The following is a 24,559-nucleotide window of genomic DNA, read 5'->3' as shown; positions in this document are numbered from 1 at the left end:
GCTGTTGCCTTCCGTGGCGGCCACCGGTTCAGCTTGCCCCAAAACAGGGAGGGACCCCATGTCCGCCATCGAGACGATGATGCCGCCGGTGCAGTACGCCGAGGTGAACGGCATCCGCATGGCCTATTACGAGGCCGGCCCGAAGAAGGGCGTGCCCATCATCTTTAGTCACGGCTTCCCCGAGCTGGCCTTCAGCTGGCGCCACCAGGTCAAGACGCTGAGCGACCACGGCCGCTGGGTGATCGCGCCGGACCAGCGGGGCTATGGCCTGACCGAGCGGCCTGAGGCGGTCGAGAGCTATGACCTGGAGAACCTGTGCGGCGACCTGGTCGGGCTGATGGACCATCTGGGCATCGAGAAGGCGATCTTCTGCGGCCACGACTGGGGCGGCTTCGTGGTCTGGTACATGTCGGTGCGCCATCCGGACCGGGTGGCCGGGGTGATCAGCCTGAACACCCCCTTCAGCCCGCGCGCGCCGGCCGACCCCATCGAGATCATGCGCAACCGGCTGGGCGAGCGGATGTACATCGTTCACTTCCAGACGCCGGGCGAGGCCGACGAGGCGCTGGGCAAGAACCCGCGCAAGGTGATGGACTTCTTCCTGCGGCGTCCCCTGGACATGCCGATGCCGGCCTCGGGCGGTTTTTCGACCGAGCGCAAGCCTGGCGATCCCTCGCTGTTCGCCATGGTCGACATGCTGGAGCTGTGGAGCCCGGAGGTCGATCCCCGGCCCTTCTTCCTGACCGACGACGAGTTCGAGGCCTATGTCGAGACCTTCGAGCGGACGGGGTTCACCGGCGGCATCAACTGGTACCGCAACTTCACGCGCAACTGGCATGCCTCGAAGGACATCGAGCATCGGGTGCGCCAGCCGTCGCTGATGGTCATGGCCGAGAAGGACGCGGTGCTGCCGCCCTCCTCCGCCGACGGCATGGAGGCGATCTGCGAGGACCTGGAAAAGGTGCTGATCGAGGGCAGCGGCCACTGGACGCAGCAGGAGAAGCCGGAAGAGGTCAATCGGGCGCTGCTGGCGTGGCTCGACAAGCGGTTTCCGGTGACGTGAACGTTACGTCACTGGCGAGGTTTTGCGCGGCAGCGTAGAAACCACGGATGGACCGTGCTTCCCAGAATCCCTCCGTCGCTCAAAGCCATGGCCGGCGGGGTCTTTACCCCGAGATCGACCCGTACAATTTCGGCTGGCTGAAAACCGACGGGCCGCACGAGATCTTCTTCGAGGAGTGCGGCAATCCGGGCGGCGTTCCGGCCGTGGTGCTGCACGGCGGCCCGGGCGGGGCGATCAACCCGACCATGCGGCGGTTCTTCGACCCGCAGAAGTACCGGGTGGCGCTGTTCGACCAGCGCGGCTGCGGCAAGAGCCGGCCCAATGCGTCGCTGGACGACAACACGACCTGGACGCTGATCGAGGACATCGAGCGGCTGCGCGAGCATCTGGGCATCGAGAAGTGGGTGGTGTTCGGGGGCAGCTGGGGTTCGACCCTTGCCCTTGCCTACGCCATCACCCATCCCGAGCGGGTCATGGGGCTGGTGCTGCGGGGGATCTTCCTGGTCACCCAGCGCGAGTTGAAGTGGTTCTACCAGGACGGCGCGGGGATGCTGTTCCCCGACGCCTTCGAGAAGTTCAAGGCCCCAATCCCGGAAGCCGAGCGCGGCGACCTGATCGCCGCCTATCACCGCCGCCTGACCGACCCGGACCGCCGGGTGCAAGGCGTGGCGGCGGCGGCCTGGAGCCAGTGGGAAGGCGACACCATCTCGATCCGGGGGCCCGAGGCGCGCCCGCCGAAGTTCAACGAGACGGACTTCGCCATCGCCTTTGCAAGAATCGAAAACCACTTCTTCGCCAACCGGGGGTTCTTCGAGGAGGACGGCTGGCTGCTGAAGAATGTGCAGAGCATCCGGCACATTCCGGGCTGGATCGTGCAGGGCCGGTTCGACGTGGTGACGCCGCTGGAGACAGCCTATGCGCTGCACAAGGCGTGGCCGGAGGCGCAGTTCGAGATCATCTGGGACGCGGGGCATGCCTCCACCGAGCCCGGGATCATCGACGGCCTGATCCGGGCGACGGACGCGGCGTTGAAGGTTTAGGCTCCTCCAGGCCTCCATCCCCCGTCCGCTCATCCCGACGAAAGTCGGGACCCAGCGGGCAGGCCGTTGAAGGGCTCAGCTCTGGTCAGCGCCACCGCTTGGTCCGCTGGCGGACACTGGATCCCGACTTTCGTCGGGACGAGCGGAACTAGGGATTGAGGCCGAGGCTCTCCGCCACCGATTGCATATCCTCCGGCATCGGCGCTTCAATGGTCGTCGTCCCGCCCTCTGGATGCGGGAAGCTCAGTCGCACCGCGTGCAGCATCAGTCTCGGGACCGCGACGCCGTTCACCGTCAGCGCCCCGCCATAACGGACATCGCCAGCGATCGGCCGGCCTATACTGGCCAGGTGGACGCGTAGCTGGTGCATCCGCCCCGTCTGGGGGCTGCATTCGACAAGGGCCGCACCCTCTGTCTTCGCCAGGGTGCGGTAGCGGGTGAGCGCGGTCTCGGCCCCCGCTTCATCGGCCTTGGCGATCCGCATGTAGCTCTCGCGGCCGATTTCCTCGCGGCGCAGGGCATGCTCGATGGTTCCCCCCGTCGGATCGGGCGCGCCGGGGGTGACGATGGCCAGGTAGGTCTTGCGGAAGCGGCGGCCCATCATCGCCTTGCCGAGGAAGCCGGCGGCCGGCTTGGTGCGGGCGGTGAGGATGACGCCCGAAGTGTCGCGGTCGAGGCGGTGGACCAGGCGGGGGCGGTTGCCGCTGGCCTTGGCGAAGGCGGCCAGCAGGTCGTCGAGGGTGTGGGCCTGGATGCGGCCGCCCTGGCTGGAGAGGCCGGACGGCTTGTTCAGGGCGATGATGGCGGCGTCCTCGTGGATGACGAGGGATTTGACGAAGGCGATGTCCGCTTCACTCAGCGGACCGCTCACTCGCCCTCCTCCCGCATGGCTGCCCAGCGGTCGAGGCGCTCCTTGATGCGGGCTTCGGCCCCCTCGCCTTTCGGCTGGTAGAACTTGCGGCGGGCCATGCCGTCCGGGAAGTAGTTCTGGCCGGAGAAGCCGCGCTCGGTATCGGGGTCGTAGGCGTAGTTCTTGCCGTAGCCTATGTCCTTCATCAGCTTGGTGGGCGCATTCAGGACATGGGCCGGCGGCATCAGGGAGCCGGTTTCCTTCGCGGCCCGGCGGGCCTCGCCGAAGGCCTTGTAAACAGCATTGGACTTCGGCGCGGCGGCCAGGTGGACCACGGCCTGGGCAAGGGCCAGTTCGCCTTCCGGACTGCCCAGGAAATCGTAGGTGTCCTTGGCGGCGTTGGCGATCACCAGGGCCAGGGGGTCGGCCTCGCCGATGTCCTCGCTGGCCATGCGGACGATGCGGCGGGCCAGGAACAGCGGGTTCTCGCCGCCCTCCAGCATGCGGGCCAGCCAGTAGAGGGCGGCGTCCGGATCGGAGCCGCGCACCGACTTATGGAGGGCCGAAATGAGGTTGTAGTGCTCCTCGCGGTCCTTGTCGTAGGCCGGGCTGCGTTTCTGCAGGACCTGAGAGAGGCCGGCGATGTCGAGGGGCTGGGGGAAGTCCAGGCCCAGCAGGGTGTCGGCCAGGGTCAGCAGATAGCGGCCATCGCCGTCGGCCATGGCGATCAGGGCCTCGCGGGCATTGTCGTCGACCGGCAGGCTGCGGCCCTCGACAGCCTCGGCCTTGGTCAGCAGGCCCCGCTGTGCGTCGTCGTCGAGCCGGCGCAGGACGAAGACCTGGCTGCGGGACAGCAGGGCGCCGTTGAGCTCGAAACTGGGATTTTCGGTGGTGGCGCCGACCAGGGTGACGATGCCCTCCTCGACGAAGGGCAGGAATCCGTCCTGCTGGGCGCGGTTGAAGCGGTGGATCTCGTCGACGAACAGCAGGGTCGACTGGCCGGCGGCGCGGCGCATGCGGGCCTGTTCGAAGGCCTTCTTGAGGTCGGCGACGCCGGAGAAGACGGCGGAGAGTTGCTGGAACTCGTAGCCAGAGGCCTTGGCGAGAAGCCGGGCGATGGTGGTCTTGCCGGTGCCGGGCGGGCCCCAGAGGATCATCGAGGCCAGACGATTGCCCTCGACCATCCGGCGGATCGGGCCGCCGGGGCCAAGCAGGTGCTCCTGGCCGACGACGTCGTCGAGAGTTTGCGGGCGCAGGCGTTCGGGAAGCGGCGCGGGCGCGTGCGGCGTCAGGCCGGCGGCTTCGAAGAGGTCGGACATGGCGCTTCTCTTAGCGGAGTTCGCGGCCGTTTGGACCCTCCGGCGGAAAAGAGCCCGGTCAGGTGGCCAGGGCGACCGCCTCCAGCCCGGGCCGGGTCGGCGCCTTGGCGCCGAACAGCGCGCCGTTCTGCAGCAGCATGACCCGGTCGGCCGCGGCGATGGTTTCAGGCCGGTGGGCGGCGACGATGCGGGTGATCCGGAGTTCGGCCAGGGCCCGGTTGATCTCCAGCTCGCAACCGACGTCGACGTGCGAGGTCGCCTCGTCGAGCACCAGGATCTTCGGCTGGCGATAGAGGGCGCGGGCCAGGAGGATGCGCTGCTTCTGCCCGCCAGACAGGGTGGAGCCAAGGTCGCCGACCGGCGTGTCGCACAGCAGGGGCATCTCGCGCACGTCGGCCGCCATGCTGGCCGTGGCCAGGCAATCCCAGACCCGCTCCATGTCGATCAGCGGATCGAAGGAGGAAACATTCTCGGCGATGGTGCCGGAAAACAGTTCGTCGTCCTGCAGCACGACGCCGATGGCGCTGCGGACGGTTCGCACGCCCAGGGTCTCGAGCGTCGAGTCGTCATAGCGCACCTGGCCCGCCGAGGGCGGATAGAGGCCGGCGATGATCTTGAGCAGGGTGGACTTGCCCGACCCCGACGGGCCGACAATGGCGACGAACTCGCCCGGCGCCACATTCAGGGTCAGTTGCCGCAGGATCGGCCGGTCGCCGTGGCCGTAGACGAAGGACAGGTTCGAGACCGTGATGGCGCCGGTGAGGTCGACGGTCGGCGCGACCGGCCGGTCGATGCCGGGCTCGGCCGGGCTCAGGACCACATCGGCGAGGCGGTGGGTGTACATGTCCAGCAGCCGCCACTGCATCGCCTGATCCACCACGGCGGTGATGCGCCCGGAGAACTGCGACCGGTAGGCGAGGAAGGCGTAGAGGACGCCGACCGTGGTCTTGCCCTCCATCACCGACAGGACGCCCAGATAGATGCTGGAGACCACCACCAGCGCCTCGATCAGCGAGGCGGCGGCGCGTTGATAGACGTTGACCTGGGCGGCCTCGTAGTTGGCGGCGACCGACTTGGCCAGTTTGCCCTCCCAGTCCCCGACCCGCTCGGGCTCGATGGCCAGCGCCTTGATCGTCTGGATGGCGCGGACCGCCTCGATGCGCTTGGACTGTTCGGCGATGGTCGCCATCAGGGCGTCCATCCCGCGCCGCAGGGAGACCGGCAGGAAGGCGATCTGGACCACGATGTAGACCAGCACCCCGCCGATGGCGACGAAGGCCAGGGTCGGCAGGTAGATCAGCATCATGATCAGGGTGGTGATCGACAGCATCCCGTCGACGAGCGCGCCGACCACGCCGTTGGAGATCATCATCTTCAACGGGATGAGGGCGTCGAGCCGGCTGATCGTGTCCGCCAGCTTGCGCTTCTGGAACCAGAGCAGCGGCAGCTTGATCATGTGCCGCAGCAGGCGGCGGCTCATGTCCCAGGCGAGCATGGCGCCGATCCGCTGGACCGACAGGCCGCGCAGGATCTCCGCCGCGAAGTTGAAGATGGCGACGACCAGGAAGACCCCGAACAGCAGCTGGACGATATCGACATCGCCCCGCGCCGCCCCCTGGTCGACCGCCACCTGCAGGAACATGGGCGACAGCAGCACGAAGCCCTGGAGGACGGCCGAGATCAGGAGCGTCTGCACCAGGCCGGCCTTCAGGCCCCGCGACCACTCGAACAGGCTGAAGATATTGAGCGTGGACTTCTCGACCCGGCGTTTGAACTCGCCGGAACGGGCCAGTTCGATGGCGACGCCGGTAAAGGCCTGATCGGCGCGTGCCCGCGACACCCAGGCTTCGCCGGACCTGGGGTCGTAGATCCGCAGGCGGTCGCCCTTCACCTGGGTGAGCACGACGAAGTGGTTGAACTCCCAGTGCAGCACCGCCGGCAGCCGCAGCCGCGCCAGGTCCTCCAGCTCGCACCGCACAGCCCGGGGGGACAGGCCCATGCCCTGGGCGATCTCGACCAGCTGGGCCGCCGTAAGCCCGCGCGAGGACACCGAATAGGTGCGCCGCAGGGTTCCGAGCTCATGCTCGACCCCGAGGATCTGCGCCGCCGCCGCCAGGGCGATGAGACCGCATTCGGAAACTTCGGACTGTCTGAGATTGCGATAGTTCACGCGGCGCCGGCCTACAGTACGTGGCGGCGTTGGGCGCCGCGGATGCCATCGGTCAGCCATTCGAAGATCGACTGACGCTCGAGAATGATGTCGGCCTGCAGGGTCATGCCGGAGGCCAGGGTCCAGTTGCGGCCGTAGGCGTTGACGTCCTGCGAGGCCAGTCTGACCAGGACCATGTACAGCGGCTGCTCGGTCTTGATGCCGACCGCCTGCAGCTCGGTGGGCGAGACGGGGGCCAGGGCGACCTCCTGGACCGATCCCTCGGCGGCGCCGAACCGCTCGTAGGGATAGGCGTCGTACATCAGGCGGACGCGGCCGCCCTTGCGCACGAAGCCGATGCTGGACGAGGAGACCCAGAGCACAGCCTGGAGGCCAAGGTCCTTTGGCAGCACCGCGCCGACGGTGGAGCCCGCCTGGACAGCGGCGCCGGTCGTGGCCTGCAGGGCGCCGAGGCGACCCGCCACCGGCGCCGACAGGACAAAGGATCTCTCGGCCTTCATGGCCGCAAGGCGCTCGTCGAGCTGAGCGCGGCCGAACTGGACGCTGGCGATAGCGTCCTTGTCCTCGGCCTGCATGCGGAGCATCTGGGCGTCGATCTGGCGGATCTCGGCGCCGCCGCTTTCGATCTGCCGAAGCAGCTGCGACAGCCCCTGTTCGGCGAAGGCCAAGGCGTCCTGCCGCTGGCGATACTGCAGCGCTGGCAGCAGTTGTTTGTCGAACAGGGTCTTGGCCGCCTCGGCGCTCTCGCGGGCGTATTTGATGCGTTGCTCCTGCAGAGCCGCCTCGTGCTTCAGGCGCGGCAGGTCCTCGATCAGGGCCTGGCGCCGGTTGGCCATCTCGCTCTGCCGGACGCGCAGCACGGCCGATTTGGCGGCAGCCTGGTCGCCCAGCGCCGAGGCCTGGTCGGCGGTGGCGGCGGTCAGCAGATCGCTGAGGCGCTCTCCCCCCGGCAGGGTCGGGTCGGAGGCGATGATGGCGATGGGATCGCCCTTTTCCAGCCAGTCCCCCTCGCGATGGAAGACCTGGGTCACGACTCCGCCCGAGGGCGCGACGACCCGCGCCGCGCCGGCCGGCGGCTGCAGCACGCCGATGACGGTTTCCTTGCGGCTGACATGAACCTGGGTGAGCGCCACGACGCCAAAGACCACGATCGCCGCCAGCAGGCCGACGAAGGCCCAGCTAAGGGCGCCCGGCGGCTTGACCGGCGTATGCAGTTCTTCGGCCGCGGTGGAGGTGGCCTGGGGGCGGAAGAGATCGTCCACGGAGGGGGCTCTCGTCCGGATCAGGGCGTCGCACAGGCCGCCGGGCTGTCCAGCCAGACGATCTTGCGGCCAAGGAACTGGACGGCCGAGTCGCGGACTTCGGCGGGGGCGAACCAGCCTCCCTCGGCAAGTTCGAAGCCGGCTCCGGTCAGTTGGTCGGAAGAAATGGCCGCCAGGTCATAGGCCGTTGGCAGGCGGACGGTGCGCAAGTCACCCTCCCGTCGCGGGCCGGCTGCGGCGGCGGCGATATTGGCCTTCAGCCCCCTGTCCGCACAGGCGAGCACCCCTTCGGCGCCGGGGACCCTGGCCAGGAGCTTGCGGTAGCGCGTCAGATGCCGGGTCCAGGCCGCGACCTCCTCAGGCTTCAACAGATCGGGCTTGAGATTGAGCGCCGCTTCGGTCGCCAGGGGACTGGGACCAAACAGGAGGTAGGTTCCGCGCCGGATCGTACCGCCCCGCGCGGCAAGGAAGACATAGGTGGCGCACTGCGCGAAGCAGCGGCCATTGACCAGCACCCCGACATCGCGGGCCACGACCAGTTCGGCGAGGCGCAGGGCGGCGCCGTCGTCACCGCCCTGGCTGTCGATGAGCAGCCTGTCGCCCGGCCGGAGCTCGCGCTCCAGCCGGTCGACCGCGGGGGTATCGATCACCCCTTCGAAGATGAGACCGTCCGGCACCCTTTCGATGCCGGCGACCTGTCCCCGCGCCGGCGCCGGCGCGCAGGCGACCGCGACGATACAGAACAGCAGGCTCGCCGCCGAGGCGAGCCGGGACCGATGCGAGGACATTTCGATACTCCTTACTGAGAGAGGTTAGTTCGGCGGGTTGTAGCCCTGGAGCTTCAACTTCCGCATTTCGTAGGCGACTTCCTGCGCCCGCACGAACAGGTCCGGGTTGCCCTGGCCGGCGGCCCAACCGGTGGCGTTCACGCCGAACTTCCCGAGAATATCCACCACGATGGGCATGAGCCCGCTCGTCGTGGCGTTGAGCGGGCCGAAGAACATGGCCTGGATCACCTTCGAGAGCGGATTGCCCCAGGCGCGATCCTGGAACGCGAGTTGCTCCTGGAACGTCACGCCCTCGAGCGTGCCCCAATTGGTCGGATACTCCTTGTTGAACGTCATGACGTCATTGCTGTTCTCGAAGTACCAACCGGTGCTGGTGACGGTCACCCAGCCCGCGAACTGGCCATCCGCATCGGTGATGGCATAGCTCCAGCTGCCGTCCGGATTGGTCCGGATATGCTCGGCGCTGACCATCGGGGTGTTGACGTCATCAGCCGTCTTGATGAGCTCGAACGCGCCCTCGATCGCATCGAGAACATCCATAGCCTGCGTAACCCTGTCGTAGATTCCGCCGGCGATGTTCCAGCCCTGCCCCGACGTGAAGACCAGGCTGGAGATGCTCCCGTTGCTGTCGCAGTTGGCAATGACGATCACCGGCGACACATCGCCGTCGCTCTCGGTGAAGGTGTAGACGGTCTGGCCGCCGGCCGTCTGAGCCGCGGTGACGGTTCCGGGCGGAAGGTTGTAGCCCAACTGGATAAGATAGGGCGCGATATCGTCGCCGTTGGCGATGGCCTGGTTGAGCGAAGCCTGGAAGGCCTGCACCGCCTGCTGGTGGGCGAAATAGTCTCCGGCCTCCTGCTGGAAGGCCTGAAACTGCATGTCGAAGTTCGACATGATCTGCTGGCCGAGCGTCTCCCAGTAGTAGCTGTTCTGGTCGTGCCCGACCTGGCCGCCGCCACTGTCGTCGCCCCCGGCCGTCCACGCCGGATCGAGGTAGTTGGTGCCCGCCTGATCGATCAGATTGAGGATCTCATCGACCAGTTCGTCCGTCGTGATCGGATCGGGATCGCCGCCACCCCCGCCGCCGCCGGGGTCACCACCGCCGCCCGGGTCGCCGCCACCGTCGTCGCCGCCGATGCCGCCATCGCCGCCGCCCAGATCAAAAGTGGCAAAGGGATTTTCAGGATCATAGCCGCCCGCAACGCGGTCCATCTCTTCCGGTAAAAGTCTACGCATAGTAAATCTTCCCGACTATACATGGCCATTAGCAACCATGGGTCATCTAATCGAAAGTTATATTCAACTGTCAATTGTTTCTCTATGGTGTTCTCGCGCTTAAACTGTGGATAATTTTCATGCAACGGATGCTCTGCCCGAGCGCGGATCGATTTCTGGGGATTGCGCCCGACGCGGCCCTGGAGTCGCGGGTGCGCGAGGCGTCCGGCCGGTTCCCGACGGCCACCCATGCGATCGGAAACGAGCTGCGCCTGGCCCATGCCATGGCCTCGGGCGCCTTCACACCGGACCTGGCGATGGAGACCCTGGACCCGGCGGCTCTTGGCCACATGCTGCGACGGACCCTGCTGCGGCCGGCCAGTGAGCCGACCCTGTCGGCTCTATGGCCGAGGTTCATGGAGCCCCGGATCGAGCTTGCGCCCGTGACCGCCCTCGCCTCCAGCCTGCTGGGCGCCCGCGCGACCCTGCGGGAGCGCGGCGAGATCGGACCGCAGGGCGCCGTCGAGGGTGTGCGGATGCTGTTCGAACCACCCGAACGGACCACGGCGTGGCTGCCCTGGATCAACGACGCGTTGGCGTTCCCGCCGGGCGGGCTGGCCACGCCGGCCGCCCTGTTCGCCGGGACCATCCTGTTCCACCCAATGATCGACGGAAACGGCCGGCTGGCCCGCGCCCTGTTCCAACTGGGCCTGGCCCGCGCATACGGGCTTGATGCCCCGAGCATCCCCCTGACCCCCATCTTCTACCTGCTGAGCCCCAGCCTGAACAAAGCGCTCCTGGCGCTGTCGAGAACGGGCGAGCCGGCGGCGCTGGAACGGGCCCTGAGCGCAGTTGTCCATACGGCCTGTGATGCCGTTGCCTGGCTTGATGAGGAACTCAGACGGCGCCCGAACCCAGCAATTGGGGACGGCGCTTGATGCCATCTGGATACGAATCCGACCACGAAACATCCCCCGGATGATCAACCCTTGCATGCGTCATACGGTCGCGCAAGTTCATTTCGGGAGCATGGCAGAAGTATTGCCGGGGTCGCCTAACGGGGCTTTGGCAACAGGGAATTGGCCCTGACGAGCCATGGACAGGGTGGGCGCCCGCCCCCCTACTCGTCCGTCGCGCCGAGCGCAGCGGCTTCCTTCAGGAGCGGCTTGCGCTTGTAGCCGTTGGGGCCGCGCTTGAAGTCACCACGGATGAACGGAAGAGCCTGCTGCTCGCTGGTGGATTCCAGGAAGCCGACGATGGCGTTCGGCCTGCCCTGCAGCGTGATGCGGGTGAAATAGGTCGCGCCTCCCTCCATCGTGGCCTGCGCCCACTTCGGAGGGATCATGAGGCCCAGCTCCAGGTCGCCGGTCAGGGCAACCTCATAGGGCCCCGCCTTGAGGTACATCCAGCTGTACTCTTCGGTGTTCAGCTTGATCGCCTTCACACCATTCACGCGGATCATCATCGCGCGCCCGCCCAGGGCAAAGCTCCAGGGCCGGTAGACGTAGATCAGCGCCTCGTCGGGGCCCGGCGGGCGCGGGGCCATGATGGGGGCAGGCTTGAGCGCCCAGGCGGGCGTGGCCAACGGCGCGATGGCCAGGGACGCAAGCATGGCCCGACGAGACAGACGCGACACTGTGGAATCCCCCAAACGAAACGCCCCGGAGATTGCTCTCCGGGGCGTCCGCAACTCAACACATAATCGACAGCCTTAGTGCGCCAGGATGGCCAGCAGCAGCAGGGCGACGATGTTGGTGATCTTGATCATCGGGTTCACGGCGGGACCCGAGGTGTCCTTGTAGGGGTCGCCGACGGTGTCGCCGGTGACGGCGGCCTTGTGAGCCTCCGAACCCTTGCCATGGAGGACGCCGTCCTTGTCGGTGAAGCCCTCTTCGATGATCTTCTTGGCGTTGTCCCAGGCGCCGCCGCCGCTGGTCATCGAGATGGCGACGAACAGGCCGGTGACGATCACCCCCATCAGCATCGCGCCGAGGCCGGCGAAGGCGTTCTGGCGGGTGGTGATCTGGTCGAGGATGAAGAACAGCGCGATGGGCGACACGACCGGCAGCAGCGAGGGTACGATCATCTCGCGGATCGCGGCCTTGGTCAGGATGTCGACGGCCTTGCCGTACTCGGGCTTGACCTCGCCGGTCATGATGCCGGGGTTTTCCCGGAACTGACGGCGGACCTCATGCACCACCGCTTCGGCGGCGCGGCCCACGGCGGTCATCGACATGCCGCCGAACAGGAAGGGCAGCAGCCCCCCGAACAGCAGGCCGACCACGACGTAGGGGTTGGACAGGTCGAAGGCGACGTCGCCGAGGCCGAAGAAGAAGGAGCCGTCCACCGCGTTGGCGGCGAAGAACTTCAGGTCTTCGGTGTAGGCGGCGAACAGCACCAGGGCGCCGAGACCGGCCGAACCGATCGCATAGCCCTTGGTGACGGCCTTGGTGGTGTTGCCGACGGCGTCCAGGGCGTCGGTGGTGACGCGGACTTCCGGGGGCAGACCGGCCATTTCGGCGATGCCGCCGGCGTTGTCGGTGACCGGGCCGAAGGCGTCCAGCGCCACGATGAAGCCGGCGAGCGACAGCATGGTGGTGGTGGCGATGGCGATGCCGAACAGGCCGCCCAGGGTGTAGGTGACGATGATGCCGACGATGATCACCAGCGCGGGCAGCGCGGTGGACTCGAGGCTCATGGCCAGGCCCTGGATGACGTTGGTGCCGTGCCCGCTGACCGAAGCCTGAGCGACCGAGCGGACCGGGCGGAAGTTGGTGCCGGTGTAGTACTCGGTGATCATGACGATCAGGGCGGTGACGGCGAGGCCGGCGAAGCCGCAGTAGCTGAGGGCGTCGGCGGTGTAGGTGACGCCGCCCGCGGTGATCGGGGTCGGGACCAGAGCATGGACAACCCACCAGACAGCCGGGATCGACAGGATGCCGGTGACGATGAGGCCCTGGTAGAGGGCGCCCATGATGTTCTGCTTCTTGCCCAGACGGACGGCGAAGGTGCCGATGATCGAGGTGAAGATGCAGATGCCGCAGATGGCCAGCGGCAGCATCATCATCGCCACGCCTTCGGCGCCGGTGAACAGGATGCTGGCCAGGACCATGGTGGCGACGGTGGTCACCGCATAGGTCTCGAACAGGTCGGCGGCCATGCCGGCGCAGTCGCCGACGTTGTCGCCGACGTTGTCGGCGATGGTGGCGGCGTTGCGGGGGTCATCTTCCGGGATACCGGCTTCGACCTTGCCGACCATGTCGCCGCCGACGTCGGCGCCCTTGGTGAAGATACCGCCGCCGAGACGGGCGAAGATGGAGATCAGCGAGGCGCCGAGACCCAGGCAGACCAGGCTGTCGACGATGTCGCGGCCTTGGGTCTCCACCAGGTTGGTCAGCACGTAGTAGTAGCCCGCGACGCCCAGCAGGGCGAGGCCGGCCACCAGCATGCCGGTGATGGCGCCCGAGGTGAAGGCGACGTTGAGGCCCTTGCCGAGGCTCTCGGACGCGGCCTGGGCCGTGCGCACGTTGGCCCGGACCGAGATCAGCATGCCGATGAAGCCGGCGGCGCCGGACAGCACCGCGCCGACCAGGAAGCCGATGGCCGGCAGCAGGCCCAGCACGAAGTAGAGCGCGACCAGGATGACCGCGCCGATGGCGCCGATGGTGGCGTACTGGCGGTTCAGGTAGGCTTGCGCGCCTTCCTGAATGGCGGCGGCGATTTCCTGCATGCGGGCGTTGCCCGGCGATTTGCGCAGCAGCGCCATGGTCTGGAAGATGCCGTAGAGGACGGCGACAAAGCCGCCCCCGATGGCAAGCCAGAGGAATTGATCGGTAGTCATTGTGAGAAGAAGCCCCTTTGTTTCCTTGCGGGAGGCTTTGGCCCGCTGCTCTGAGCGGCTTCCAGACCCCCTTCTCATCAGGCGGAATCCGCCCGTGTGCGAAAAGACGGCCAGTCTTTGCCAGTTAGGGAAATGCGGCGCAATGGCGCCGAAGGGTTTTGGCTACGCCGGAGGGCGCGGCAAACCGCTGCGCTGCTTGGGCGTCATCGAGGTAACGGTCACCGAGGTGAAGTTCCGAGCGCCGGCAATGGCGCCCGCCTCGCGCAGCAGAACCGACTTCAGCCGGGCCTCGTCGAGGACCAGATAGTTCTTCGGATTGGTGAAAGGGGCGCGGTGGCCGGCCCGGACCATGGCGTCGCGGAACCAGGGTTCCTTGGCGCGCAGCTTCACGGCGTCAGCCGAGGGGCTGAGATTCAGCCGCAGGGAGACGAAGACGTAGTTGATCAGCTTGCCGCCGGCCACGACCGGCAGGGCGATGGGGGCGAGATCGACGTACTGGCCCGCGGAGTCCTTCTTGGCTCCGCCCCCGCCCGCGGCCTGGGCGGCGGTGGCGACCAGCAGGGCTGGCGCAAGGGCAAAGAGGGCGCGGCGATCCATGAGGGTGGTTATGCGCGGGTGTGGTTAAGGGTGGGTTTCGGGCAGATCGAGACCGGTGATGACGTAGGGTTTCGATGGGTCGTGGATGCCACAGGCCTCCCAGTAGAGGTCACGCCAGTCTGGGTTGGAAGTTTCGATGAGCTGGAGTTTCCAATCGCGGCGCCACTCTTTCAGTCTGCGCTCGTGAAGGAAGGCCGCTTCTCGGCTGTCATGGGGGCAGAACCAGACGAGTTGGTCGCAGCCGTACCTTGAGGTGAAGCCCGGGATCAGTTTCTGCTTGTGCTGACTGATGCGGACCGTGAGGTCATCGGTATGGCCGATGTAGAGGGTCCCGTTTCGACCGCTCGCCACGATGTAGCAATAGAAGGCCATGGCTGAGTTTGATCAAAATAGAACAAACAAGCAACATATTTTCCGCTCATCCCGACCAAAGTCGGGACCCAGCTGGCAAGCGGCGAATGGCTTCAGCTCTGATCAGCGCCAGCGCCTGTTCCGCCGGCGGACACTGGGTCCCGACTTTCGTCGGGATGAGCGGATTTTGGGGAGAGGTTAGTGGGTCCAACCGAAGGAGGAGACTGAGAGCGGTTCGCCGTCAAAGGTCGCCGACACCCCTTCCCCCAAGCGGAACCGGCCAACCACTGTCAGCCCCGTCTCCGCCGCGTGCAGCGCCGGCAGTTCCGACGGGTCGACGGCGCAGACGATCTGGTAGTCGTCGCCGCCGGTGGCCAGGGTCAGGCGGGCCCGGGCCTCGTCCGGTTGGTCGGCCAGCCAACGTGCAGCTTCCTCCGAGACGGGCATCTGGTCCAAGGCCACCTCGACCGCTAAGCCGCTGGCGATCGCGATCCGGCCCGCGTCTGCAAGCAGCCCGTCCGATACATCGGCGCTGGCTCGCGCGAACTGGCGGAGGGTTCCGATCAGGTCCAGGCGCGGTTCGGGCGTGCGGTAGTGTGCGGCCAGGCGAGGTCCTGCGATCAGACCCCGCGCCGCCTGTAGCCCCAGCCAGCCATCGCCAATGGGGCCGCTGACCATCAGGAGGTCGCCGGGTTGGGCCGTGGCGCGGCGGATCATGCCGCCGGTGGGGACCTCGCCCATCAGGGTGGCGGACAGGGTCAAGGGGCCGGGGGTGGAGACAGTGTCGCCGCCGAGGAGGGGCAGGCGCCAGCGTTGCCCGGCGTCACGCAGGCCATCGGTGAACAGGACCTTGGCGGACCAGTCGGTGTCCCTGGGCCAGGCGACCGACAGGAAGTACCCAATCGGCTCGGCGCCCTTGGCGGCGAGGTCGGAGAGGTTCACGGCCAGCAGCTTGCGGGCCACCGTGTCCAGGGGGTCGTCCGGCAGGAAGTGGACGCCGGAGACCATGGCGTCCTTGGTGACGACGAGGTCACAGCCCTCGCGCGGGCGGATGACGGCGGCGTCGTCGAGCAGGTCCAGGGCCCCGGGCGCGCCCAGGGTAAGCGGGCGGAGGAGGCGCTCGATCCAGTCGAACTCCCCCTCCCCTTGCGGATCAGGCCCTGCGGGCATCCTTGGCGATCCCGTCCAGCGCGCCGTTGATGAAGCCCGGTTCCGGGCCCTCGAAGAAGGACTTGGCGATTTCGACGTACTCGTCGATGGCCACTTCCAGCGGCACGTCGGGGCGGCGCAGCAGCTCCCAGGCGCCGGCGCGCAGGATGGCGCGGGCGGTGGCGTCGAGGCGGTCGAGCTTCCAGTTGGAGGCCAGGCGGGCGGTGACGGCCTTGTCGATCTCGCCCTGCTCGCCGACGGCGCCGCGGATCAGGTCGGCGAAGAATTCCTCGTCGGCCTGGGCCAGCAGTTCGCCCTCGATGTCGCGGTCGAAGCGGTGGTCGCTGAACTCGCGGATGACGGCTTCGACGCCGGCCCCGGTCATTTCCATCTGGTACAGCGCCTGGACGGCGGCCAGGCGGGAGACCGTGCGGGCCCGGCGCTCCTTGGCGCTCAGGTTGGCGACCGGCCTGTCCTCGGCCAGCTTCTGCAGCTTGTCGAAGGCATCGGCCAGGTTGCCCGGCTTGGGATCGTCGCTCATCGCGGGCCTCCCAGCAGGCGGCGCTTGTGGGTGATGACGTCGAGCGCCGCGCGGGCCGCGCCGCCGCCCTTGTCGCCCTCGGAAACGCGGGCGCGGGCCCAGGCCTGTTCCTCGTCCTCGACGGTCAGGATGCCGTTGCCGATCGGCAGGCCCTTCAGCGTCAGGTCCATGACGCCCCGGCAGCTTTCATTGGAGACAATCTCGAAGTGGTACGTCTCGCCACGGATGACGACGCCCAGGGCGACGTAGCCGTCGTACTTCACGCCGGCCGGGCGTCGGCCACCCTCGTCGGCCAGGGCGATGACACCGGGAATCTCCAGGGCGCCGGGCACGGTGACGACGTCATACTCGGCGCCGAACGCGGTGATGGCGTCGGTGGCCCCGCGCAGCAGTTCGTCCGAGAGGTCGTTATAGAAACGCCCCTCGACGATCAGGATGCGGACGATGTCGTCGATCATTCACTCTCTCCAGAGATCGGGGCCCGGCCCACGATCTTAAGCCCATAACCTTCGAGCGCCGCCGGCTTGAACGGGCTGGAGGTCAGCAGGATCATCTCCCGCACGCCAAGGTCGAGGAGGATTTGCGCCCCGACGCCATAGTCGCGCAAGGCGTTGTTTCGATACTGGCTGCCGACCTCGGTGTCGATGCCGTAGCGCTCGCTGAGCCAGGCGGGGTTCGGGTCGCGGATGAAGACCGCCACGCCGGGACCGTCATGCTCGCCGATGGCCTTCAGGGCCGACGGAATGTAGTCGGTGCGGGCCCCCAGGGCGCCCAGCATGTCGGCGGCCATATCGACCTGGTGCATGCGCACGAGGGTCGGGTGATCGGGGTCGATCCTGCCCTTCACCAGGGCCACGTGTTCGCATTTGTCGATGCTGTTGCGGTAGACGATCATCCGGAACTCGCCGCCGAAGTTCGAGATGAAGGGCCGCTCCAGCGCCCGTTCGACCTGGCGCTCGTTGCGGCGGCGATAGGCGATCAGATCCGCGATGGTGCCGATCTTCAGGCCGTGCAGCTGGGCGAAGGCGACCAGTTCCGGCAGGCGGGCCATGGTGCCGTCATCGTTCATGATCTCGCAGATCACGCCGGCCGGGTTGAGGCCGGCCAGGCGCGAGATATCGACGGCCGCCTCGGTGTGGCCGGCGCGAACCAGCACGCCGCCGTCCTTGGCGACCAGCGGGAAGACGTGGCCGGGGGTGACGATGTCGTCCGGGCCCTTGGTCGGATCGATGGCGACGGCGACGGTGTGCGACCGGTCGTGGGCCGAGATGCCTGTGGTGACGCCTTCCTTGGCCTCGATGGAGACGGTGAAGGCCGTGCCCATGCTCTCGCGGTTCTCAGCGGCCATAGGCGGCAGGCGCAGGGCCTTGGCGCGGTCGTTGGTGATGGAGAGACAGATCAGCCCCCGCGCGAAGCGCGCCATGAAGTTGATCTGTTCGGGGGTGGCGAACTGGGCGGGGATGATGACATCGCCCTCGTTCTCGCGGTCTTCCGCATCGACGAGGATGTAGGGACGGCCATTGCGGGCGTCCTCGATGATGTCCTCGATGGCGGAGATGGGGGTGTCGTGGCTCATGACGCGGTCTCCTGCCACCGCGCGAGGTATCGCGCCAGCATATCGATCTCGAGATTGACCTTCGAACCGGGTTTCAGTTCGCCCAGCGTGGTGACGTCCCAGGTGTGCGGGATGATGTTGAGGCCGAAGACGTCGTCCTCGACTTCATTGACGGTCAGGCTGACGCCCTCGACCGAGATCGACCCCTTGGGCGCAATCAGGCGATGCAACGGGCGCGGGGCACGGATGCGATAGCGGTGCGAGCCGCCTTCAGGCGTGATGGAGAGCACCTCTCCCACCCCGTCGACATGGCCGCTGACCACATGGCCGCCCATCTCGTCGCCGAGGCGCGCGGCGCGTTCGAGGTTGACCCGGTGGCCCTCCTCCCATTGCCCAAGGGTCGTGTGGGCCAGGGTCTCGCCCGAGACCTCGACGGCGAACCAGGTATCGCCCTTCTCGACCACGGTCAGGCAACAGCCGGCGTGGCTGATGCTGGCGCCCAGATCGATCGAGGCGACGTCGTAGGCCGTCTCGATCTCGTAGCGGCGGTCGCGATTGGTCTGTCGGACCGAGCGGACCCGGCCGACGTCGGTGACTATTCCGGTGAACATCTCAAAGCCTTTCGTAGCGCTCCCACAGGTCGTCGCCGACCTGATGAACCGCAAGCCGTTTGAACCGGGGCGCGTCGGCCAGGCGGTTCAGCACGAACTCGCCGACGGCCGGACGCCCCTCATCCCCAAGGATCATCGGCGCCCGAAACCACTCGATGGCGTCGACCAGGCCGGCTTTGAGGAAACTCGCCGCCACCTGACCGCCGCCCTCGATCAACACGCTGGCCTCGAACGCGAAGTCCTCGGGCGGCGTGGTCGGCAGGCGTGCGCTGACCCTACGGTTCAGCCAACCGGACAGGGCGTTCAAGGCCTGTGGCAAGTCCGGTCGGGCATCTTGCGAGTCCACCTGTAGGACGTTGACCCCCGCGTCAGTCAAACGATTGTTTGGCGGCAGGGTGGAAATCACCACGGTGTCGAGGCGGTTGGCCTCGTGGACCAGTTTCGTGTTGGACGGCAGACGTTGGCGACTGTCCAGAACGACCCGCGCCGGCTGAAGGCCGACGAAGCCCGAAAGGCGGACGGTGAGTTCCGGATCATCGGCGATGGCGGTATCGACCCCGACCAGCACGGCCTGGTGCATGGCGCGCAGGCGGTGCACCTCCTCACGGGCCGCGGGACCCGTGATCCAGCGGCTTTCACCAGACGCGGTGGCGATCCGGCCGTCGAGAGAAGTTGCGAGCTTGAGGGTGACGCGCACTGGGGACGAACCTAATCCAGCCCAAAGTTCTCAAGGAAGCCGGCTGCAAATTCAGCAAGCTCCGGCCGAGCGCCGTCCTTGGAAACCGAGGCGATCACGCCCGCGAGTTCAGCGCGCTCCTGGTCTGACAGTTGCTGGAGCGAGAAGCTGATGGACTCCATCACCTCAACCGCCGCATCATCTGCTTCGTCGCCGAGCTCGTGGCTCTCCAGAAAGAACAGCGCCTCAAGCAGGGCCGCGGCCAGAGCCGATGTCAGTTTGGCGGTCATTTCACAGTCTTCCGATCCCCGCCGGGGTTGGCGGAAAATGATCAGTCCTCAGCTTCCTCGTTCAGCCCCTCGTCGGAGAGGAACTTGGCGAAGTCGTCGGTGTGGCGGAAGTCGCGGTAGACGCTGGCGTAGCGGACGTAGGCCACGTCATCGAGGCTCTTGAGGGCCTTCATAACCATCTCGCCGACGGCGCTGCTGGGCAGTTCGGTTTCGCCCATGCTTTCCAGCTGGCGGACGATGCCGTTGACCATGCGGTCGACGCGCTCGGTGTCGATCGGACGCTTGCGGGTGGCGATGGCGATCGAACGGACCAGCTTCTCCCGGTCGAAGGGCGAGCGGCGGCCCGAGCGCTTGAGAATGGTCAGTTCGCGCAGCTGGACGCGTTCGAAGGTGGTGAAGCGACCGCCGCACTCGGGGCAGAGACGGCGACGGCGGATGGCCGCGCCGTCTTCCGACGGGCGGCTGTCCTTGACCTGGCTTTCCATGTGTCCGCAGAACGGGCAACGCATGATGTAGCCCCTCCCGGCGGGCTCAGCCCTACTAGTTGTAGATCGGGAAGCGTTTCGTCAATGCGATGACCTCTTCACGAACGCGGGCTTCCACGGCCGGGTCGCCGGCTTCATTACCGGACAGGCCATCGAGAACTTCACCGATCCACTTGCCGATCTGACGGAATTCTTCCTCGCCGAAGCCGCGCGTCGTGCCGGCCGGGGTGCCGACGCGGATGCCCGAGGTCTTGGTGGGCGGCAGCGGGTCGAAGGGAATGCCGTTCTTGTTGGTGGTGATGTGGGCGCGTTCGAGCGCCTCTTCGGCCAGTTTGCCGGTGACGTTCTTGGGCCGCAGATCGACCAGCATGACGTGGCTGTCGGTGCCGCCCGAGACGATGTTGAGACCCGCCGCCTGCAGGCTGTCGGACAGGGCAACGGCGTTGGCGATGACCTGGGCGCCGTAGTCCTTGAAGGACGGCTGCAGGGCTTCACCGAAGGCCACGGCCTTGGCGGCGATGACGTGCTCGAGCGGGCCGCCCTGGATGCCGGGGAAGATGGCGCTGTTGAACTTCTTGCCCAGATCCAGGTCGTTGCTGAGGATCAGGCCGCCGCGCGGGCCGCGCAGGGTCTTGTGGGTGGTGGTGGTCACCACATGGGCGTGCGGCACGGGGCTGGGGTAGTGGCCGCCGGCCACCAGACCGGCGAAGTGGGCCATGTCGACCATCAGATACGCGCCGATGCTGTCGGCGATCTGGCGGAACTTGGCGAAGTCGATGATGCGGCCGTAGGCGCTGCCGCCGGCAATGATCAGCTTGGGCTTCTCGGCCTGGGCGACGTCGTTGACGTTGTCGTAGTCGATCAGCTGGTCCTGCTGGCGCACCGTGTAGCTGACCGGGCGGAACCACTTGCCCGACTGGTTGGCCGGGCTGCCGTGGGTCAGGTGGCCGCCGGCGGCCAGATCCATGCCCATGAAGGTGTCGCCGGGCTTCAGAAGCGCGTTGAACACCGCCTGGTTGGCCTGGGAGCCCGAGTGCGGCTGGACGTTGGCGTAGGCCGCGCCGAACAGTTCCTTGGCCCGGTCGATGGCGATCTGTTCGATGACATCGACGTATTCGCAGCCGCCGTAGTAGCGCTTGCCGGGATAGCCCTCGGCGTACTTGTTGGTCAGGATCGAGCCCTGGGCCTCGAGCACGGCCTTGGAGACGATGTTCTCCGAGGCGATCAGCTCGATCTGATCCCGTTGCCGGTTCAGCTCGAAATCGATGGCCTTGGCGATGTCCGGGTCGGCCTTGGCCAGATCGGCGCCGAAGAAGGCGGGGGCAACTTTGGTGTGGGCGGTCATGGGGTCTCTCCGGCTGGCGGGGGCGCGGGGTCGCGCCCTGTTAAGGGTTGGAAGCGGGGGGATCAATCGGAACCGGCGCGGCGGCGAGACGTTGGCCATCGCAAGCCGTTCGCAACTGGACGGTGAGCTCCGTTAGTCTTTGAGTTTGAAAGGTTTTGAAACCATGGCCGACTCCACCCGCCCTTTGGGTTCGTCGGACACCGAGCTGCTGCAACTCGGTTCGGACATCGTATCGGCCTATGTGACGCGCAACCAGATCGGCGCCAGCGCCCTGCCGGATTTGATTCGTAGCGTCCATCAGGCGCTGAAAGGCCTGGACAGCGGCGAAGCGGCCCCCGCCCAGCCGGCCGCCAAGCAGAAGCCGGCCGTGCCCGTCGGCCGGTCGGTGCAGCACGACTACATTGTCTGTCTGGAAGACGGCAAACGACTGACCATGCTGAAGCGCTACCTGCGGGCGCGCTACGACCTGTCGCCGGAAGAGTATCGCCGCAAATGGGGCCTGCCGCCCGAGTACCCGATGGTCGCGCCGGCCTACGCCGAGCGACGGTCTGATTTCGCCAAGAAGATCGGGCTCGGAAAGGGTGTGCGGCGGAAGTAGCTCCTGATCAGCTGTAGAGCAGCTTAAGCCGTTTGTGCCGGCGACGGAAGACGTAGGCGGTCAGCGCCTGGGTGATTCCGTCGAGAAAGCCGAACTTGGCGTCGACCGTGACGATGTCGCGGACGATGCAGCCGCCACCGTCGGCGGGGCGGACGCTGCGCTCGTGCTTCCAGTACCAGTACTGCAGGAGACCCAGCGAGGTTTCCACGAACCCGGTCGGTCCGATGTCGGCGAACAGCAGGGTGTGGCGCTCGAACGGGATGAGACCGAAGGCGTAGAGCCAGCAGTCGGCGACCCGTTCGCCCAACGGCGCCTGGCGCAGATCGGTCAGCTCGGGCGGAAAGCTCATCCGGACCAGCGGCATGAGCTCGGCGTTGACGCCTTCAGGCGTGGCGACGGCCGCCCAGATTTCCTCAGGCGGCCGCGGCAGATGCGTCGAGATGTCGATCGCGGGGGTGGAGGACCACCGCTCCTTAGGCAGCGACGCCACCCAGGCGGGCGATGTTGCAGTGGGCCCAGAGCTTTTCCATCGCCCCGACCAGCTCGCGCATCATCTCGTCCGTATGGAACGGGGTCGGGGTGAAGCGCAGGCGCTCGGTGCCGCGCGGCACGGTCGGGTAGTTGATCGGCTGGACGTAGATGCCGTGGTCTTCCAGCAGCATGTCCGAGACCATCTTGCAGTGGACGGGGTCGCCGACCATCACCGGCACGATATGGCTGACCGACGGCATGACCGGCAGGCCGGCGTCGCGGAACATCTGCTTGAGGGTCTCGGCGCGTTCCTGGTGGATCTCGCGGACCTCGTTGTGCTGCTTGAGCCAGCGGACCGACGCGGCGGCGCCGGCGGTCAGGGCCGGCGGCAGCGACGTCGTGAAGATGAAGCCCGAGGCGTAGGAGCGGATGGCGTCGACCATCTCGATGTCGCCGGCGATGTAGCCGCCCATGACGCCGAACGCCTTGCCCAGGGTGCCTTCGATGATGTCGATGTCGGCCATGACCCCGTCGCGCTCGGCGACGCCGGCGCCGCGCTGGCCGTAGAGGCCGACGGCATGGACTTCGTCGAGGTAGGTCAGGGCGCCGTACTTCCTGGCCAGGGCCACGGTGCCCGCCAGGTCGGCGATGTCGCCGTCCATCGAATAGACGCTCTCGAAGGCGATCAGCTTCGGCGCATCGGCCGGGGCGTCGATCAGCAGGCTTTCGAGGTGTTCCAGGTCGTTGTGGCGGAAGATGTGCCGGGCGCCGCCGCCGTTGCGGATGCCGGCGATCATGCTGGCGTGGTTCAGCTCGTCCGAGAAGACGATCAGGCCGGGCAGCACCTTGTAGAGGATCGACAGGGTCGCCTCATTGGCCACGTAGCCGGAGGTGAACAGCAGGGCGGCGTCCTTGCCATGCAGGTCGGCGAGTTCGCGCTCAAGCTCGACGTGATGGTGGGTGGTGCCGGAAATGTTGCGGGTGCCGCCCGAGCCCGAGCCGTTGGCGTCGATGGCCGCGTGCATGGCGTCGAGCACGACCGGGTTCTGGCCCTGGCCGAGGTAGTCGTTGGAACACCAGACGATGATGTCCTTGGACGAGCCGTCGTCACGCGTCCACGTCGCGCGCGGGAAGGCGCCGCGATGCCGCTTGAGATCGGCGAACACCCGGTAGCGACCTTCGGAACGGACCTGCTCGACGGCGGTCCGGAACGCGGCTTTGTAGTCCATCGACGTGTGTCCGAACCCCGCCCCGGGGCCCGGTCCCTCTTCTTCTCGTTTGCCGGCGGTGTTTATCGCCCTTCGCCGACGGCTGTCCAATTAAGGAATTTTACTGAGCCACAATACTCCGCCTATGGTCGCGGGTCTTGCGATAACGGTTCTCAGGTAAGGTGACGCAGGCGTCAGGTTTTTTCGCTCAGAGCGTGTCCAGCTTGCCCCGCATCAGCTGCAGCACAGCCGAGAAGTCCTTCTGGCCGAAGCCAAGGCCGTCGAACATGGCATAGAGGGCCTCGGCCTGTGCGCCCATCGGGGTGGTGGCGTTGGCCTTGGCGGCCGCGTCCTGAGCCAGCTTGAGATCCTTGAGCATCAGGGCGGTGAGGAAGCCGCCCTCGTAGTTGCGGTTCGACGGGGCCGATTCCACCGGCCCCGGCCAGGGGCAGTAGGTGGTCAGGCTCCAGCATTGGCCGGAGGACTTCGAGGCGATGTCGAAGAACTTCGTGGGGTCGAGGCCCAGCTTCTCGGCCAGGGCCAGGGATTCGCAGACGCCCAGCATCGAGACGCCCAGCAGCATGTTGTTGCAGATCTTGGCCGCCTGGCCGGCCCCGAGTTCACCGGCGTGGAAGATGGCGCGGGCCATGGGCTGCAGGGCCTCTTCGAAGGCCGGGTAGTCGGCCTCGTCGCAGCCGACCATGAAGGCAAGCGTGCCGGCGTCGGCGGCCATGATGCCGCCGCTGACCGGGGCGTCGCCGAAGCGGAAGCCGGCCGCCTTGGCCAGGGCCCCGACGGCGCGGGCGCTGTCGACGTCGATGGTCGAGCAGTCGATCAGCAGGGCCGACTTCGGGGCGTTGGGCAGGATGTCCTTCTCGTAGACCTCCCGCACATGCTTGCCGGCCGGCAGCATGGTGATGACGATGTCCGCGTCCTTGACCGCCTCGGCGACCGAGGCCGAGGGCGAGCAGCCGTGGGCCACGGCCTTGTCGAGCGCGGCCGCCGACAGGTCGAAAGCGGCGACGTGACGGTCGGCTTTCACCTGGTTGGACGCCATGCCGGCGCCCATGTTGCCGACGCCGATGAAGGCTACGCGGGTCATCGCAAACACTCCCTGCGCCGGCCCCCGCTCGG

Annotated in this window: 26 protein-coding genes; 4 read left to right on the top strand and 22 right to left on the bottom strand. The window is 67.1% G+C overall.

All coding sequences use genetic code 11. The annotated features are described in order from the left end of the window. The first annotated feature begins 58 nt into the window (after window positions 1-58). Both AC2YG9_RS14405 and pip read left to right on the top strand, forming a co-directional pair. On the top strand, window positions 59-1,063 hold the full coding sequence (locus tag AC2YG9_RS14405; protein ID WP_487298667.1) for an alpha/beta fold hydrolase: 1,005 nt from the start codon (window positions 59-61) through the stop codon (window positions 1,061-1,063). A 47-nt stretch (window positions 1,064-1,110) separates the two neighbouring features. Beyond that, the gene (gene pip / locus AC2YG9_RS14400; RefSeq protein ID WP_487298666.1) at window positions 1,111-2,103 is read left to right on the top strand and encodes a prolyl aminopeptidase; all 993 of its coding nucleotides are present in this window, start codon (window positions 1,111-1,113) and stop codon (window positions 2,101-2,103) included. 148 nt (window positions 2,104-2,251) lie between these two features. Here pip and AC2YG9_RS14395 read toward each other — a convergent pair whose 3' ends face one another. The 6 genes from AC2YG9_RS14395 to AC2YG9_RS14370 are packed head-to-tail and all read right to left on the bottom strand — an operon-like array spanning window position 2,252 to window position 9,728. After that, window positions 2,252-2,974 carry an RluA family pseudouridine synthase gene (locus tag AC2YG9_RS14395; protein WP_487298665.1) on the bottom strand — a complete coding sequence of 241 codons (723 nt, stop codon included), beginning with the start codon at window positions 2,972-2,974 and terminating at the stop codon, window positions 2,252-2,254. Beyond that, the gene (locus AC2YG9_RS14390) at window positions 2,971-4,272 is read right to left on the bottom strand and encodes a replication-associated recombination protein A (protein WP_487298664.1); all 1,302 of its coding nucleotides are present in this window, start codon (window positions 4,270-4,272) and stop codon (window positions 2,971-2,973) included. Before AC2YG9_RS14390 ends, AC2YG9_RS14395 begins: the two co-directional genes overlap by 4 nt. 58 nt (window positions 4,273-4,330) lie before the next feature. Continuing rightward, window positions 4,331-6,442, bottom strand: a complete 2,112-nt coding sequence (locus tag AC2YG9_RS14385) for a peptidase domain-containing ABC transporter (protein WP_487298663.1) — start codon at window positions 6,440-6,442, stop codon at window positions 4,331-4,333. 11 nt (window positions 6,443-6,453) lie between these two features. Continuing rightward, entirely contained in the window at window positions 6,454-7,704 is a 1,251-nt protein-coding gene (locus AC2YG9_RS14380; RefSeq protein ID WP_487298662.1) for an HlyD family secretion protein, read from the bottom strand. A gap of 20 nt (window positions 7,705-7,724) precedes the next feature. Then, a complete protein-coding gene (locus tag AC2YG9_RS14375; RefSeq protein WP_487298661.1) occupies window positions 7,725-8,492 on the bottom strand; it encodes a hypothetical protein in 768 nt (255 codons plus the stop codon). Between the two features lie 24 nt (window positions 8,493-8,516). Next, on the bottom strand, window positions 8,517-9,728 hold the full coding sequence (locus tag AC2YG9_RS14370) for a hypothetical protein (RefSeq protein ID WP_487298660.1): 1,212 nt from the start codon (window positions 9,726-9,728) through the stop codon (window positions 8,517-8,519). Window positions 9,729-9,847: 119 nt separating this feature from the next. On the opposite strand from AC2YG9_RS14370, the gene AC2YG9_RS14365 reads away from it, so the two are divergent. Next, a complete protein-coding gene (locus AC2YG9_RS14365; protein WP_487298659.1) occupies window positions 9,848-10,645 on the top strand; it encodes a Fic family protein in 798 nt (265 codons plus the stop codon). Between the two features lie 182 nt (window positions 10,646-10,827). Here the strand turns inward: AC2YG9_RS14365 and AC2YG9_RS14360 are convergent, their stop codons facing one another. The 13 genes from AC2YG9_RS14360 to glyA all read right to left on the bottom strand — a co-directional run bounded on the left by AC2YG9_RS14360 (window position 10,828) and on the right by glyA (window position 21,148). After that, window positions 10,828-11,343 carry a DUF2846 domain-containing protein gene (locus AC2YG9_RS14360; protein ID WP_487298658.1) on the bottom strand — a complete coding sequence of 172 codons (516 nt, stop codon included), beginning with the start codon at window positions 11,341-11,343 and terminating at the stop codon, window positions 10,828-10,830. A gap of 75 nt (window positions 11,344-11,418) precedes the next feature. After that, window positions 11,419-13,548 (bottom strand): sodium-translocating pyrophosphatase, encoded by a 2,130-nt coding sequence (locus tag AC2YG9_RS14355; RefSeq protein WP_487298657.1) that lies wholly within the window; start codon window positions 13,546-13,548, stop codon window positions 11,419-11,421. 162 nt (window positions 13,549-13,710) lie between these two features. After that, window positions 13,711-14,145: a hypothetical protein gene (locus AC2YG9_RS14350; protein ID WP_487298656.1), complete on the bottom strand. Its 435-nt coding sequence runs from the start codon at window positions 14,143-14,145 to the stop codon at window positions 13,711-13,713. A gap of 24 nt (window positions 14,146-14,169) precedes the next feature. Further along, a complete protein-coding gene (locus AC2YG9_RS14345; RefSeq protein ID WP_487298655.1) occupies window positions 14,170-14,517 on the bottom strand; it encodes a GIY-YIG nuclease family protein in 348 nt (115 codons plus the stop codon). A 177-nt stretch (window positions 14,518-14,694) separates the two neighbouring features. Continuing rightward, complete coding sequence (thiL, locus tag AC2YG9_RS14340) at window positions 14,695-15,666, bottom strand: thiamine-phosphate kinase (protein ID WP_487298654.1); 972 nt, start codon at window positions 15,664-15,666, stop codon at window positions 14,695-14,697. Continuing rightward, window positions 15,650-16,186 (bottom strand): transcription antitermination factor NusB, encoded by a 537-nt coding sequence (gene nusB, locus AC2YG9_RS14335; RefSeq protein ID WP_487298653.1) that lies wholly within the window; start codon window positions 16,184-16,186, stop codon window positions 15,650-15,652. The genes thiL and nusB overlap by 17 nt, the downstream gene beginning before the upstream one ends. After that, the gene (ribH, locus tag AC2YG9_RS14330) at window positions 16,183-16,644 is read right to left on the bottom strand and encodes a 6,7-dimethyl-8-ribityllumazine synthase (RefSeq protein ID WP_487298652.1); all 462 of its coding nucleotides are present in this window, start codon (window positions 16,642-16,644) and stop codon (window positions 16,183-16,185) included. The genes nusB and ribH overlap by 4 nt, the downstream gene beginning before the upstream one ends. Then, window positions 16,641-17,762 (bottom strand): 3,4-dihydroxy-2-butanone-4-phosphate synthase, encoded by a 1,122-nt coding sequence (gene ribB / locus AC2YG9_RS14325; protein ID WP_487298651.1) that lies wholly within the window; start codon window positions 17,760-17,762, stop codon window positions 16,641-16,643. Before ribB ends, ribH begins: the two co-directional genes overlap by 4 nt. Then, the gene (locus tag AC2YG9_RS14320) at window positions 17,759-18,352 is read right to left on the bottom strand and encodes a riboflavin synthase (protein ID WP_487298650.1); all 594 of its coding nucleotides are present in this window, start codon (window positions 18,350-18,352) and stop codon (window positions 17,759-17,761) included. Before AC2YG9_RS14320 ends, ribB begins: the two co-directional genes overlap by 4 nt. Before the next feature lies 1 nt (window position 18,353). Next, the gene (locus tag AC2YG9_RS14315; RefSeq protein WP_487298649.1) at window positions 18,354-19,049 is read right to left on the bottom strand and encodes a RibD family protein; all 696 of its coding nucleotides are present in this window, start codon (window positions 19,047-19,049) and stop codon (window positions 18,354-18,356) included. An 11-nt stretch (window positions 19,050-19,060) separates the two neighbouring features. Next, a complete protein-coding gene (locus AC2YG9_RS14310; RefSeq protein ID WP_487298648.1) occupies window positions 19,061-19,318 on the bottom strand; it encodes a hypothetical protein in 258 nt (85 codons plus the stop codon). A 41-nt stretch (window positions 19,319-19,359) separates the two neighbouring features. Further along, window positions 19,360-19,827: a transcriptional regulator NrdR gene (gene nrdR, locus AC2YG9_RS14305; protein ID WP_487298647.1), complete on the bottom strand. Its 468-nt coding sequence runs from the start codon at window positions 19,825-19,827 to the stop codon at window positions 19,360-19,362. 31 nt (window positions 19,828-19,858) lie between these two features. Beyond that, window positions 19,859-21,148 carry a serine hydroxymethyltransferase gene (glyA, locus tag AC2YG9_RS14300; protein WP_487298646.1) on the bottom strand — a complete coding sequence of 430 codons (1,290 nt, stop codon included), beginning with the start codon at window positions 21,146-21,148 and terminating at the stop codon, window positions 19,859-19,861. A gap of 163 nt (window positions 21,149-21,311) precedes the next feature. Here glyA and AC2YG9_RS14295 point away from each other — a divergent pair, with 163 nt between their 5' ends. After that, complete coding sequence (locus AC2YG9_RS14295) at window positions 21,312-21,746, top strand: Ros/MucR family transcriptional regulator (RefSeq protein WP_487298645.1); 435 nt, start codon at window positions 21,312-21,314, stop codon at window positions 21,744-21,746. A 7-nt stretch (window positions 21,747-21,753) separates the two neighbouring features. On the opposite strand, the gene AC2YG9_RS14290 is transcribed toward AC2YG9_RS14295, so the two are convergent. The 3 genes from AC2YG9_RS14290 to mmsB all read right to left on the bottom strand — a co-directional run bounded on the left by AC2YG9_RS14290 (window position 21,754) and on the right by mmsB (window position 24,527). After that, entirely contained in the window at window positions 21,754-22,236 is a 483-nt protein-coding gene (locus AC2YG9_RS14290; RefSeq protein WP_487298644.1) for a hypothetical protein, read from the bottom strand. After that, window positions 22,220-23,446, bottom strand: coding sequence for a 5-aminolevulinate synthase (gene hemA / locus AC2YG9_RS14285; RefSeq protein ID WP_487298643.1), 1,227 nt, complete (start codon window positions 23,444-23,446; stop codon window positions 22,220-22,222). Before hemA ends, AC2YG9_RS14290 begins: the two co-directional genes overlap by 17 nt. A gap of 187 nt (window positions 23,447-23,633) precedes the next feature. Continuing rightward, window positions 23,634-24,527, bottom strand: a complete 894-nt coding sequence (gene mmsB / locus AC2YG9_RS14280; protein WP_487298642.1) for a 3-hydroxyisobutyrate dehydrogenase — start codon at window positions 24,525-24,527, stop codon at window positions 23,634-23,636. Between the last annotated feature and the right edge of the window lie 32 nt (window positions 24,528-24,559).

The organism is Caulobacter sp. SRI_014 (genome assembly GCF_057586315.1).
This window is presented reverse-complemented; position numbering and strand designations above follow the sequence as displayed.